Raw genomic sequence first — 12,213 nt, 5'->3', positions numbered from 1 at the left:
GCTCGTGCAGCACCACGCCGTGCGCCGCGACCAGTTCGCCGAGGTTTGCGATGTCGCCGTCGACCACCTCGTAGGAGCCGTCCGGGCCCGGCTCGCCGACCGTCGTGAGGTTCTCGAAGCCGGTCAGGTACTCGTCGACCGCCGCGTACCGGCCGGACAGCCCGATCCGGGCAGCCTCAGCTGGAGACCACGTACCCCGCGTCCCGCAGCTCGCCGACCACCAGCGCGCAGTGCTCCGGCCCCTTGGTCTCCAGGTGCAGGTCCACCTCGACCTCGGTCAGCCCCAGCCGGGGGTCGATCCGCACGTGGGCGACGTCCAGCACATTGGCGTCCACCCTGGTCAGCACGCCCAGCAGGTCCGCCAGCGAACCCGGCTTGTCCGCCAGGCGCACCCGCAGCGACAGGTAGCGCCCGGCCGCCGCCAGCCCGTGCCGCAGCACCCGCTGCATCAGCTGCGGGTCGATGTTGCCGCCGGACAGCACCGCCACCACCGGGCCCTCGAAGGAGTCCGGCTGCTCCAGCAGCGCCGCGATCGGGGCCGCCCCGGCCGGCTCGACCACCAGCTTCAGCCGCTCCAGGCCGAGCAGCAGGGCCCGCGACAGCGCGTCCTCGGAGACCGTGCGGATGCCGTCCGCCAGCGTGTTGACCACCTCGAACGGGATGTCCCCTGGGCGCCCGACCATGATCCCGTCGGCCATGGTGCCGAAGTGCTCCAGCGACACCGGCCGCCCGGCCGCCAGCGAGGGCGGGTACGCGGCCGCGGCCGCCGCCTGCACCCCCACCACCCGAACGTCCGGTCGCAGCGGCTTGACCGCTGCCGCGATCCCGGCCAGCAGCCCGCCGCCGCCCACCCCGACCAGGATGGTGCGCACCTCGGGGCACTGCTCCAGGATCTCCAGGCCGACGGTCGCCTGGCCGGTGACGATGTCCCAGTGGTCGAAGGGGTGGATGAACACCGCACCGGTCGCCTCCGAGTACCGCTGCGCGGCCAGCAGCGCCTCGTCCACGGTGGCGCCGTGCAGCCGCACCTCGGCGCCGTACTCGCGGGTGGCCGCGACCTTCGGCAGCGGCGCCGCGACCGGCATGAAGACGGTGGAGCGCACCCCCAGCAGCGAGGCCGCCAGCGCCACCCCCTGGGCGTGGTTCCCGGCGCTCGCCGCCACCACCCCGCCGGCCCGCTGGACCGGCGAGAGCCCCGCGATCCGCACGTACGCCCCGCGCAGCTTGAAGGAGCCGGTGCGCTGCAGGTTCTCGCACTTCAGGTGGACCGGCGAACCGATCAGCCCGGACAGGTGTCGGCTGCCCTCCATCGGGGTCACCCGGGCGACCCCGGCGAGCATCTTCTGGGCCCCGCGGACGTCGTCGAGGGTGAGCGGCCAGTTGTGCATGATCCCAGCGTAGGGGTCGCGACACCGCCAATCGGGGACGTCGGGGCTGTTCCCGGGTCCGCCCCGCCCGCGTACGCTGCTGCTTCTGAGACTCTCTCACCGCACGACGATCGTGAGCCGCGATGACGACGACCTCGCCCCGGGCCACCGACCGAACCGAGCCCGTGCACACCCAACTCCAGTACCAGCTGGCGGTGTTCGCCCGCCGGATGGAACAGGTCCGAACCTCCGGCGGCGGCGTCGCCGCGCTGGACCGGGCCGCCTACCTGCTGCTCGACCGCCTGGAGCGGCACGGGCCCGCGAACGTCAAGGCGCTGGCCGAGGCGCTCGGAGTGGACTCCTCCACGGTGACCCGCCAGGTCGCCCCGCTGGTCGCGGCCGGACTGGTCGGCCGGGTCCAGGACCCGGCCGACCGCCGCGCGGTACGCCTCGCGCTGACCCCGGGCGGCACCGGTCGGCTCGCCGAAGTCCGGGACGGCCGGGCCGAGTTGACCCGCCGACTGACGGCCGGCTGGCCGCCCGAGGAGCAGCAGGCGTTCTGCGCCCTGCTGGCCCGCTTCAACCACGCGATGGAGTCGTACACGGCGGACCAGCAGGGGCAGTAACCCACTCAGCCCAGCGCCTGCTTGAGGTCGGCCAGCAGGTCGTCGACCGACTCGATGCCGACCGAGACGCGCACCAGGTCGGCCGGCACCTCCAGCGGCGAACCGGCCGCCGAGGCGTGGGTCATCCGGCCCGGGTGCTCGATCAGCGACTCCACGCCGCCCAGCGACTCGCCCAGGGTGAACAGCTGCGCGCGGTTGCAGACCTCGACGGCCGCCTCCTCGCCGCCGGCGACCCGGAACGAGACCATGCCGCCGAAGGCCTTCATCTGCTTGGCGGCGATGTCGTGGCCGGGGTGCTCGGGCAGGCCCGGGTAGAGCACCTGGCTGACCTTGGGGTGGCTCGCCAGCAGCTCGGCGACCTTCTCCGCGTTGGAGCTGTGCCGGTCCATCCGGACGCCCAGCGTCTTGATGCCGCGCAGCACCAGCCAGGCGTCGAACGGGCCGGAGACGGCGCCCATCGCGTTCTGGTGGTACGCGACCTCCTCGCCCAGGCCCGCCTCGGCCAGCACCAGCGCACCGCCGACGACGTCCGAGTGGCCGCCCATGTACTTGGTGGTGGAGTGCACGACCGCGTCCGCGCCGAGCGCGATCGGCTGCTGCAGGTACGGGCTGGCGAAGGTGTTGTCGACCACCAGCAGCGCCCCGGCACCGTGCGCGACCTCGGCCAGCGCGGCCAGGTCGGTGATGCCCAGCAGCGGGTTGGACGGGGTCTCCACCCACACCGCGCGGGTGTTGGGGCGCAGCGCGGCCCGGACGTCGTCCAGGTTCTGGGTGTTGGCGACGGAGAACTCGACGCCCCAGCGGGTCAGCACCTTGGCGAACAGCCGGAAGGTGCCGCCGTAGGCGTCGTTGGGGATCACGATGTGGTCGCCCGGCTTGAGGATGGTGCGCAGCAGGGTGTCCTCGGCGGCCAGGCCGGAGGCGAAGGCGAGGCCGCGGGCGCCGCCCTCCAGCGCCGCGAGGCACTCCTCCAGCGCGGTGCGGGTCGGGTTGGCGCTGCGGCTGTACTCGTAGCCGCCCCGCAGGCCGCCCACCCCGTCCTGCTTGTAGGTGGACACCTGGTAGATCGGCGTGACGACGGCCCCGGTCTGGGGGTCTGCTTCCTGACCCGCGTGGATGGCGAGGGTCTCGAAGCCCTGGGGAAGCTGGTGCTCGGTCATGGCTCCGAGCCTAGTGGCCGTACGCCGGCGCGCTCGCCGGAATCCGCGGACCGCCCGGTGCGTTGAACCCAGGGCAACCCTCCCTAGCCCGCTGGAGCAGGCCGTGATGTTCAGCCGCGACAAGACCTCGCTCGTTCCCGCCGACCAGGCGCTGCCCGGCCGCCAGGCGCCGGCCTTCACCCTGACCGAGCCGCACACCGTGCTCGGCCACCCGCTCACCGGGCCGTACCCGGAGGGACTGGAGGTGGCCGACTTCGGGCTGGGCTGCTTCTGGGGCGCCGAGCGCACCTTCTGGCAGCTGCCCGGCGTCTGGACGACACTGGTCGGCTACCAGGGCGGTTACACCCCGAACCCGACGTACGAGGAGGTGTGCAGCGGGCTGACCGGGCACACCGAAGCGGTCCGGGTGGTGTTCGATCCGGCCGTGGTCTCGTACGAGCGGCTGCTGAAGGCCTTCTGGGAGGCGCACGACCCGACCCAGGGCAACCGCCAGGGCAACGACGTGGGCACCCAGTACCGCTCCGCGCTCTACACCCACTCCCCCGCCCAGGCCGCCGCCGCGACCGCCACCCGGGACGCCTTCCAGCCCGCGCTGACGGCACTCGGTTTCGGCTCGATCACCACCGAGATCGCCCCGGCCGGCCCGTTCTACCCGGCCGAGCCGTACCACCAGCAGTACCTGTCCGAGGCCAAGAACCCCAACGGCTACTGCGGTCTCGGCGGCACCGGCGCCTCCTGCCCGATCGGTGTGGCCCGCACCCGGGGCTGACCGGTCGCATCCGGGCCCGACCGGGGGCCGGGCACCCGAGGTGACCGCTCCCGGGCCCGGGCGCAGACTGGAATGGCCGGCGAGTCCGGCCCGGCCACTCGCTGGCGGCCGGGCCGGACTCGCGGAGAGGAGCGCGCCATGTCCGGTCTCTACCGACGGAACTTCGACGATCCCGAGGAAGTCCGCCTGTTCGAGGAGGGCATGGGGGAGCTGCGCCTGGTCAACCTGGACGCCGGCCCGGTCGGCAGGGCCGTGTTCCAGCCGGGGTGGCAGTGGTCCCAGCACGTGAAACCGATCGCCAGGACCGACAGCTGCCAGGCCGCCCACCTGGGGTACGTGATCTCGGGCCGGATGCGGATCGTCATGGACGACGGCCAGCAGACCGACTTCGGCCCCGGCGACTTCATGGTCTGCCCGCCCGGCCACGATGCCTGGATCCTGGGCGACGAGCCGTGCGTGATCGTCGACTGGCAGGGCTTCGCGGACTACGCGAAGCGGTGAGCGGTACGGCTCAGAGCGTGGCCGGGGCCCGGTCTTGGGCCCCGTCCGTCCGGTAGGCGGGGTTCTCCGCCACCAGCTTGCCGTCGGCGTCGTAGCCGGCGACGGTGGTGCCGATCTGTTCGTGCCCCTTCGGCTCGGGGGCCTTGTGGGGCAGGACGACGTAGTACGCCGCCCAGTCCTTCATCCCGGGCGCGGTGACCAGGGTGACGACATAGGGCTTGCCGTCCCGGAAGGCGACCAGCCGGGCCGGGGTCACGGGGCCGAGGAACATGCCGAACAGCACGTCGTGGTCGGCGTTCTCGGCGCCCTGGGTGTAGATGTTCGGCTTGCTGTGGTCGAGGTTGTCGCTGGTGACGTCCCGGCAGCCGAAGGTGCTGCGCCAGACGCCGTCGGGCCCACGGGACTCGTCGCAGCGCTGGGTCGGCGTGACCCAGATCCGGGTGCCGTTGATCACGTCGATCTTCTCCCCGACCCCGACCCGCCGCACTGGCGAGAGCGGCAGCGCGGACGCCGTCGGGGTCGCGGTCGGGGCTGGGGTCGAGGCGGCCTCCGGGGCCAGGGCGGCCGCCGCCGGGGGCGTCATCGCCGCCCCCGCCCCGGCCGCGACCTCCCCGACGTGCCGGGCGTTGCCCGCCGTCACCGCCGTCACCCCGCAGACCAGCGCCGCCGCGAGCGCGACCGCCCCAACCCCCAGCCTGCGCCGGGCGCGGCGGCGTCGGGCCCCGGCGATGACCGCCCCCGGGTCCGGTCCGACCGTGTGCGGGTCCTCGTCCTTGAGCAGTTCTCCGAGTCTGTCCTCGAAGCTCATACCGTCACCTCGATGTCCGTCATGGGACCCGCCGCTCCGCCGGTGCGGTCGGCGAGTTCGGGGAGTGCGCGCAGCTTCGACAGCGCCCGGTGCAGGGTGCTCTTCACCGTGCCGGGGGCGACGCCCAGTTCGGCCGCGATGGCGGCCTCGGAGAGGTCCCCGTAGTACCGCAGCACGACGACCGTCCGCTCCCGGCGGGTGAGCGCGCCCAACGCCTGGTGCACCAGCGCCCGTTGGGCCTGCAGCTCGGCGAGGTCCTCCGCCAGCGGCCGGTCCGGGGTGTGGTCGGTGGGCAGCTCTCGGTTGCGCAGCCGGCGCCACCAGTCGCGGTGCTGGTTGACCACGATCCGGCGGACGTACGCGGTGGGGTCGTCGCCGGTGATCCGGTGCCAGTGCAGGTAAGCGCGTTCCAGCGCGGACTGCACGATGTCCTTGGCCCGCTCCGGGTCGCCGGTCAGCAGCTCCGCCGTCCTCAGCAGTTGGCGGCCGCTCCCGGCGACGAACGCGCTGAACTCCGCGTCCCGTCGCTGTCTCTGCTCGCGTTTCACACCCACCTGACTCCTCGGGCGGGCCGCGAGGTTCGGTCCGCCCGGGGAGAAGTTTCAGGTGACGGTCAGACCGCGCTGCCGGCCTTCCAGTCGGCCCAGCTCAGGTTCCAGCCGTTCAGGCCGTTGTCCGGGGCGACGGTCTTGTCGCCGGAGTTCACGACCTCGACCACGTCGCCGACCATCGAGGACTTGTAGAACTTGAAGCCGTCCGTGCTGCTGTCCTGCGCGCCCTTGGCGTCCTGCAGGCCGACGCAGCCGTGGCTGGTGTTCTGACCGCCGAAGATCGACGGCGAGGACCAGTAGTTGCCGTGGACGAAGGTGCCCGAGGTGGTGAGGCGCTGGGCGTGCGGCACGTCGGCGATGTCGTACTCGCTGCCCAGGTTGACGGTCTGCGAGTTCATCCGGGTCTGGGTGAACTGCTCGGAGATGACCATCTTGCCGCCCCAGGTGGTGTGCTCGGGGGCGCCGCCGGAGATCTTGTAGACGGCGCTGACCTGGCCGTCCGTGGTGACGGTGAGCTTCTTGGTGGCGAGGTCGGCGACGCTGGTCTGGGCGCGGCCGATGGTGAAGCCCACGTCCTTGGACTGGGTGCCGAACACGCCCTTCGCGCCCTCGACGTCCTTGAGCCGGAGCTTGAGGGTGACCTTGGTGCCCTTGGCCCAGTACTCCTGCGGCCGGAAGTCGAGCCGGGTGCTGGAGAACCAGTGCCCGACGATCTCGACGCCCGGCTCGGCTATCACGGTGATCGCCTGCTGGACAGCCTTGCGATCGGTGATCGGCTTGCTGAAGTTGATCGAGACCGGCATGCCGACGCCGACGGTCGAGCCGTCCTCGGGGGTGAAGTAGCCGACGAAGGTGTTGGCCGGGGTCGCCGTGGTGAAGGTCGCGTTGGCGTCCGCCTCCAGCTTGTCCTTGTCGAGGGCGGTGGCGGTGACGGAGTACTTGGTACCGCTGGCCGGGGCCGCGGCCGAGGTCCAGCTGGTGTTGTCCGAGGAGAGCTGGCCGGCCAGCTCCTTGCCGGTGGAGTCGGCGACCTTGACGGTGCCCAGGGTGCCGTTGGCGACGGTCACCTTGACCGGGTCGCTGAAGCTGGCACCGGTGGCGCCGTCCGCCGGGCTGACGGTGATGACGGCGGCCGAGGTCTTCGGGGCGCCGCTCCCGCCGCCCGGGCCCGGGGTGGCGCCGGCTCCGGAGCCGCCGCTGCCCCCGCTGCCCCCACTGCCCCCGCTGCCCCCGCCGCCGCTGTTGTCGTTGCAGGCCGCCAGCAGCAGCACCGGAGCCCCGATCAGGCCCGCGAGCACTCCGCGTCGGTTCCAGTTCCCTCCGGCCACCCGCCCCTGACCGTCCTGTGCCGTCACGTCGCGTCTCCCTGCTGATCATCCCGGGCATTTACGGATACAGAAACGCAATCCACCCGTTCACGGTTCCACCACCGAAGGGTAAGTGATCGTATGAGATGACCCAACTTCCCGGCGAACATGGACAAAACGCCCAGCCCGCCGAAGCGGACCGGGCGTTCACGAGCGGCCACGGTACGGACGGCCGTTACTCGGCCGACTCGTCCACGGTGTACTCGTCCCACTCCTCGTTCTCGGGGTCGAACTCGGTCTGCGCCGACTCCCAGGTCGCCGAGGCGAGCTCGACGCCCGGAACGTCCCCGAGCAGCGCGACGGGGTCGATGAAGTGGGCGAGCGAACCCGACGGGTCCACCTCGATGGCGTCGACGGACTGGGCCCGCTCCTCGTCGTCGAGGTACTCGTCCTCGGCGACCTGCTTCAGGGCGGCCGCCTTGAGCGCGCCCTCGTCGGTGATCTCCGCGATCAGCTCGATCTTGAGCTTGACGTAACGCGGGGCGTCCTGGTCGGTCGTTTCAGTGCTGGTCATGCGTGCGAGCGTACGGGACGACGGAGCGACGGGTTGCCGGGGCGCACGGAAGGCCTGGGCGCACGGGAAGGGCCGGTCCCTCGGAGAAGGACCGGCCCCACCGTCTCTCCGCATCGGCTCCCCCACCCGGGAGTCGCGGAGACGCGCCGTACGGCGCGGTGTGCACCGCGGGAGCCGCCGCACCCTGTCGACCGGCCGGAGCCGGACAGGGGCGGGACGACGGCGCCTCCCGCGGAGGGCCCCTCCCTCCGATGCCGGTCGGGGAGGGCGGACACGACGGGCCGGGTCAGGACCGTCCGACGCGTCCGGAGCCGACCGCGTCCACCGGGGAGCCGCTCCCGGTGGGCCGCCGCCGTCTCGCTCGGCGTCTTGCCGTTGACCACCACGATGCCGGAGCGTTGTTAACCACGTGCTGCGGGCAGGTGACGCCGGTGTACCACTTCGCCCGTGGACGAACCCACCGGATCCCTGCACGGGCGAAGCGGGGTGACCGAGCGTCAGTGGGCGGTGCCGCGGGTGGTCAGGAAGCCCAGCAGGTCCTGGCGGGTGACGATGCCCTGCGGCTTGCCCTCCACCAGCACGACCGCCGCGTCGGCCTTCTCCAGCACGGTCATCAGGTTGGTGACGGTCTCACCGGAGCCGACCACCGGCAGCGGCTTGGACATCACCTTGTCCAGGGTGTCGGTGAGCTCGATCTCCTTCGCGAAGATGCCCTCCAGCAGCAGCTTCTCCACCACCGAGCCGATCACCTCGCCGGCCATGATGTCCGGGTGCCCGGCGCCCGGGGAGACCACCGGCATCTGCGAGACGCCGTACTCGCGCAGCACCCGGACCGCCTCGGCGACCGTCTCGTTCGGGTGCATGTGGACGAACTGCGGGACGCCGCCCTGCTCGATGCTCTCCTTGCGGCCCAGCACCTCGCCGATGTGGGCCTCGTCGGTGGCCGAGGGCAGGAAGCCGTAGTCGGCCATCCAGTCGTCGTTGAAGATCTTCGACAGGTAGCCGCGGCCGCCGTCCGGCAGCAGCACCACCACGACGTCGTCCGGCCCGAGCCCGCGGGCCACCTCCAGCGCGGCCACCACGGCCATGCCGCAGGAGCCGCCGACCAGCAGGCCCTCCTCCTTGGCCAGGCGGCGGGTCATCTGGAACGAGTCCTTGTCGGAGACGGCGACGATCCCGTCCGCGACGTCGCGGTCGTAGGCGGTCGGCCAGAAGTCCTCACCGACGCCCTCGACCAGGTACGGACGGCCGGTGCCGCCCGAGTAGACCGAGCCCTCCGGGTCGGCGCCGATGACCTTGACCTTGCCGCCGGAGACCTCCTTCAGGTAGTTGCCGGTGCCGGAGATGGTGCCGCCGGTGCCGACGCCCGCCACGAAGTGGGTGATCTTCCCCTCGGTCTGCTCCCACAGCTCCGGGCCCGTGGAGTGGTAGTGCGAGGCCGGGTTGTCCGGGTTGGAGTACTGGTCCGGCTTCCAGGCGTTCGGGGTCTCGCGGACGAGACGGTCGGAGACGTTGTAGTACGAGTCCGGGTGCTCCGGGGCGACGGCGGTCGGGCAGACGACCACCTCGGCGCCGTACGCGCGCAGGGTGTTGATCTTGTCGGTGGACACCTTGTCAGGGCAGACGAAGATGCACTTGTAGCCCTTCTGCTGGGCCACGATCGCCAGACCGACACCGGTGTTGCCCGAGGTCGGCTCCACGATCGTGCCGCCCGGCTTGAGGGCGCCCGAGGCCTCGGCGGCCTCGATCATGCGCATCGCGATGCGGTCCTTCACCGAGCCGCCGGGGTTGAAGTACTCGACCTTCGCCAGCACTGTCGCGCTGATGCCCTCGGTGACCTTGTTCAGCTTGACCAGCGGCGTGTTGCCGACCAGGTCGATGATCGAGTTGTGGTACCGCACGGGGGTCCTCCCGGTCTATGGGCATGCAAGCTTTCGGTAAGGCAAAGCCTATGGCGTGGGCGCCGCCCCGGGGCTCCCCTCCGGCGCACCTCCCCCAATGGCCCACCCCCGCCGCCGCCTCCGGTACTGCCGCCCCCCATCCGGGTAAGACCGCTGGTGCAGACGATGCGCGTCCCCGGAGGGGCGGCACGAGGACGCGAAGGGGGCACCGGATGCCAGGCGCACGGGACTCGCGGGCTCGGGTGGCCCGCCGGATCGCCACCGCGGCGGCGTACGGCGGCGGCGGGCTCGGCCTGCTGGGGGTGGGCCTGGTCGGCCTGCTGCTGACCGAGAGCAGACTCGCCATCCAGGCCATCGGCATCCTGGAGACCGTCCCGCCCAAGGCCGACGGCGTCTACGGCGAGGCCTTCGCCGACCGCTCCACCGCCCCGCAGCCGCCGCTGGTGCTGGCCGTCCTCGGCGACTCCACCGGCGCCGGCCTCGGCGTGGCCCGCGCCCGCGAGACCCCGGGCGCGCTGCTGGCGGCAGGCCTGGCCTCGGTGGCCGAGCGCCCGGTGCGGCTGGTCAACGTGGCCCGCTCCGGCGGCCGCTCCGCCGACCTCTCCGGCCAGCTGGAACAGGCGCTGCCGCACCGCCCCGACGTCGCCGTGATCATGATCGGCGCCAATGACGTGACCCGGCACAGCCCGGCCCAGGTCGCCGTCCGCCAGCTCGGCGAGGCCGTCGCCGCCCTGCGCGCCAACGGCTGCGAGGTGGTGGTGGGTACCTGCCCGGACCTCGGGACGATCAAGCCGGTGCGCCCGCCGCTGCGCTGGGTGGCGCGGCGGCTGAGCCGCCAGCTGGCCGCCGCGCAGACCATCGCGGTGGTGGAGGCGGGCGGCCGCACCGTCTCGCTCGGCTCGCTGCTGGGCCCGGAGTTCGCCGCCCGCCCGGAGATGTTCGCCGCCGACCGCTACCACCCCTCCGCCCAGGGGTACGCCACCGCCTCGATGGCCGTCCTGCCCTCGGTCTGCGCGACGCTCGGCCTGTGGCCGGAGGAGGAGCGCCCGAGCGCCCCGGTCCCGGGCGGGACGGTGCTGCCGGTCGCGGTGGCCGCCGCGACGGCCGCCGGACGGGCGGGCACCGAGGTGGCGGCCGTGGAGGCGGAGGGCGCGGGCCGGCGCTGGGCCTTGTTGAGGCATCGGCTGCGGATCGGCCTGCCGGGCCCGGAGGGCGGGAAAGAAGCTGGTGGGGATCCCGATGGGGGTCCCGGCACGGATCCCGACACGAACCCCGGGAACACGTCGGCCAGCTCACACGCTGGAGCCGGTGACGCCTGAATGACTAAGCGGTAGCTTAGCCCCCGGACCGCCAGTCCGTCGTCACTCAGCGAGGAGCCCGCCATGCCCGAAGCCGTCATCGTCAGCGCCGCCCGTTCGCCGATCGGCCGGGCCTTCAAGGGCTCGCTCAAGGACGTCCGCCCGGACGACCTGACCGCCCACATCATCCAGGCCGCCCTGGCCAAGGTCCCGCAGCTCGACCCGCGCGAGATCGACGACCTGATGCTCGGCTGCGGCCTGCCGGGCGGCGAGCAGGGCCACAACCTGGCCCGCATCGTGGCCGTGCAGATGGGCATGGACTACCTGCCCGGCGCCACCATCACCCGCTACTGCTCCTCCTCGCTGCAGACCACGCGGATGGCACTGCACGCGATCAAGGCCGGCGAGGGCGACGTCTTCATCTCGGCCGGCGTCGAGACCGTCTCACGCAGCGTCAAGGGCAGCTCTGACGGCCTGCCGGGCACCATGAACCCGATCTTCGACGAGGCCCAGGCCCGCACCAAGAAGCGCGCCGAGGAGGGCGGCGGGGAGTGGCACGACCCGCGCGAGGACGGCCTGCTGCCGGACGCCTACATCGCGATGGGCCAGACCGCCGAGAACCTGGCCGCGCTCAAGGGCATCACCCGCGCCGAGCAGGACGAGTTCGGCGTCCGCTCGCAGAACCTCGCCGAGGCGGCGATCAAGGCCGGCTTCTGGGAGCGCGAGATCACCCCGGTCACGCTCCCGGACGGCACCGTGGTGAGCACCGACGACGGCCCGCGCGCCGGCGTCACCCTGGAGGGCGTGTCCGGCCTGAAGCCGGTGTTCCGCCCCGACGGCACCGTCACCGCCGGCAACTGCTGCCCGCTCAACGACGGCGCCGCCGCGCTGGTCATCATGTCCGACGCCAAGGCCCGCGAGCTCGGCATCACCCCGCTCGCCCGGGTGGTCTCCACCGGCGTCAGCGGACTCTCCCCCGAGATCATGGGCTACGGCCCGGTCGAGGCCTCCAAGCAGGCGCTCAAGCGGGCCGGCCTGACCATCGGTGACATCGACCTGGTCGAGATCAACGAGGCCTTCGCCGCCCAGGTGATCCCCTCCTACCGCGACCTCGGCGTCGACCTGGACAAGCTGAACGTCAACGGCGGCGCCATCGCGGTCGGCCACCCCTTCGGCATGACCGGCGCCCGGATCACCACCACGCTGATCAACTCCCTGCAGTGGCACGACAAGCAGTTCGGCCTGGAGACCATGTGCGTCGGCGGCGGCCAGGGCATGGCCATGGTCATCGAGCGCCTGAGCTGACCCCGCCGAACCACTCCGAACGGTCTGGACCACCCGTTTGGAGCGA

12 protein-coding genes are annotated in these 12,213 nt (G+C 72.4%); 5 read left to right on the top strand and 7 right to left on the bottom strand.

From position 1 onward, the window contains the following. Window positions 1–176: 176 nt before the first annotated feature. Window positions 177–1,388, bottom strand: a complete 1,212-nt coding sequence (ilvA, locus tag ACIRYZ_RS34335; protein ID WP_393027244.1) for a threonine ammonia-lyase — start codon at window positions 1,386–1,388, stop codon at window positions 177–179. A gap of 122 nt (window positions 1,389–1,510) precedes the next feature. On the opposite strand from ilvA, the gene ACIRYZ_RS34330 reads away from it, so the two are divergent. Next, a complete protein-coding gene (locus ACIRYZ_RS34330) occupies window positions 1,511–1,993 on the top strand; it encodes a MarR family winged helix-turn-helix transcriptional regulator (RefSeq protein WP_402951973.1) in 483 nt (160 codons plus the stop codon). A gap of 5 nt (window positions 1,994–1,998) precedes the next feature. Here ACIRYZ_RS34330 and ACIRYZ_RS34325 read toward each other — a convergent pair whose 3' ends face one another. Then, on the bottom strand, window positions 1,999–3,153 hold the full coding sequence (locus tag ACIRYZ_RS34325) for a cystathionine gamma-synthase (RefSeq protein WP_380612138.1): 1,155 nt from the start codon (window positions 3,151–3,153) through the stop codon (window positions 1,999–2,001). 106 nt (window positions 3,154–3,259) lie between these two features. Here ACIRYZ_RS34325 and msrA point away from each other — a divergent pair, with 106 nt between their 5' ends. After that, complete coding sequence (gene msrA, locus ACIRYZ_RS34320; protein WP_402951979.1) at window positions 3,260–3,922, top strand: peptide-methionine (S)-S-oxide reductase MsrA; 663 nt, start codon at window positions 3,260–3,262, stop codon at window positions 3,920–3,922. 138 nt (window positions 3,923–4,060) lie between these two features. Further along, window positions 4,061–4,423 carry a cupin domain-containing protein gene (locus ACIRYZ_RS34315; protein WP_402951971.1) on the top strand — a complete coding sequence of 121 codons (363 nt, stop codon included), beginning with the start codon at window positions 4,061–4,063 and terminating at the stop codon, window positions 4,421–4,423. Window positions 4,424–4,433: 10 nt separating this feature from the next. Here the strand turns inward: ACIRYZ_RS34315 and ACIRYZ_RS34310 are convergent, their stop codons facing one another. The 5 genes from ACIRYZ_RS34310 to ACIRYZ_RS34290 all read right to left on the bottom strand — a co-directional run bounded on the left by ACIRYZ_RS34310 (window position 4,434) and on the right by ACIRYZ_RS34290 (window position 9,564). After that, window positions 4,434–5,231 carry a hypothetical protein gene (locus ACIRYZ_RS34310; RefSeq protein WP_402951969.1) on the bottom strand — a complete coding sequence of 266 codons (798 nt, stop codon included), beginning with the start codon at window positions 5,229–5,231 and terminating at the stop codon, window positions 4,434–4,436. Continuing rightward, window positions 5,228–5,779, bottom strand: coding sequence for a SigE family RNA polymerase sigma factor (locus ACIRYZ_RS34305; RefSeq protein WP_393027234.1), 552 nt, complete (start codon window positions 5,777–5,779; stop codon window positions 5,228–5,230). Before ACIRYZ_RS34305 ends, ACIRYZ_RS34310 begins: the two co-directional genes overlap by 4 nt. A 65-nt stretch (window positions 5,780–5,844) precedes the next feature. Further along, a complete protein-coding gene (locus ACIRYZ_RS34300; RefSeq protein ID WP_402951967.1) occupies window positions 5,845–7,137 on the bottom strand; it encodes an Ig-like domain-containing protein in 1,293 nt (430 codons plus the stop codon). A 187-nt stretch (window positions 7,138–7,324) separates the two neighbouring features. After that, the gene (locus ACIRYZ_RS34295; RefSeq protein WP_402951965.1) at window positions 7,325–7,663 is read right to left on the bottom strand and encodes a hypothetical protein; all 339 of its coding nucleotides are present in this window, start codon (window positions 7,661–7,663) and stop codon (window positions 7,325–7,327) included. A 497-nt stretch (window positions 7,664–8,160) separates the two neighbouring features. After that, the gene (locus ACIRYZ_RS34290; RefSeq protein WP_393027228.1) at window positions 8,161–9,564 is read right to left on the bottom strand and encodes a cystathionine beta-synthase; all 1,404 of its coding nucleotides are present in this window, start codon (window positions 9,562–9,564) and stop codon (window positions 8,161–8,163) included. Between the two features lie 212 nt (window positions 9,565–9,776). On the opposite strand from ACIRYZ_RS34290, the gene ACIRYZ_RS34285 reads away from it, so the two are divergent. After that, a complete protein-coding gene (locus ACIRYZ_RS34285) occupies window positions 9,777–10,883 on the top strand; it encodes an SGNH/GDSL hydrolase family protein (protein WP_402951964.1) in 1,107 nt (368 codons plus the stop codon). A 63-nt stretch (window positions 10,884–10,946) separates the two neighbouring features. Continuing rightward, the gene (locus ACIRYZ_RS34280; protein ID WP_402951962.1) at window positions 10,947–12,167 is read left to right on the top strand and encodes an acetyl-CoA C-acetyltransferase; all 1,221 of its coding nucleotides are present in this window, start codon (window positions 10,947–10,949) and stop codon (window positions 12,165–12,167) included. The last annotated feature ends 46 nt before the right edge of the window (window positions 12,168–12,213 follow it).

Source organism: Kitasatospora sp. NPDC101155, from assembly GCF_044768305.1.
Classification (GTDB): Bacteria; Actinomycetota; Actinomycetes; order Streptomycetales; family Streptomycetaceae; genus Kitasatospora.
Note: the sequence above shows the minus strand (reverse complement) of the source record. Positions and strands in the feature narration are given on the sequence as shown.

Excerpts from the sequence above, each read along its gene's own strand:
- ilvA (WP_393027244.1), bottom strand. The coding sequence starts at position 1,388 with ATGCACAACTGGCCGCTCACCCTCGACGACGTCCGCGGGGCCCAGAAG.
- ACIRYZ_RS34330 (WP_402951973.1), top strand. The coding sequence starts at position 1,511 with ATGACGACGACCTCGCCCCGGGCCACCGACCGAACCGAGCCCGTGCAC.
- ACIRYZ_RS34325 (WP_380612138.1), bottom strand. The coding sequence starts at position 3,153 with ATGACCGAGCACCAGCTTCCCCAGGGCTTCGAGACCCTCGCCATCCAC.
- msrA (WP_402951979.1), top strand. The coding sequence starts at position 3,260 with ATGTTCAGCCGCGACAAGACCTCGCTCGTTCCCGCCGACCAGGCGCTG.
- ACIRYZ_RS34315 (WP_402951971.1), top strand. The coding sequence starts at position 4,061 with ATGTCCGGTCTCTACCGACGGAACTTCGACGATCCCGAGGAAGTCCGC.
- ACIRYZ_RS34310 (WP_402951969.1), bottom strand. The coding sequence starts at position 5,231 with ATGAGCTTCGAGGACAGACTCGGAGAACTGCTCAAGGACGAGGACCCG.
- ACIRYZ_RS34295 (WP_402951965.1), bottom strand. The coding sequence starts at position 7,663 with ATGACCAGCACTGAAACGACCGACCAGGACGCCCCGCGTTACGTCAAG.
- ACIRYZ_RS34285 (WP_402951964.1), top strand. The coding sequence starts at position 9,777 with ATGCCAGGCGCACGGGACTCGCGGGCTCGGGTGGCCCGCCGGATCGCC.
- ACIRYZ_RS34280 (WP_402951962.1), top strand. The coding sequence starts at position 10,947 with ATGCCCGAAGCCGTCATCGTCAGCGCCGCCCGTTCGCCGATCGGCCGG.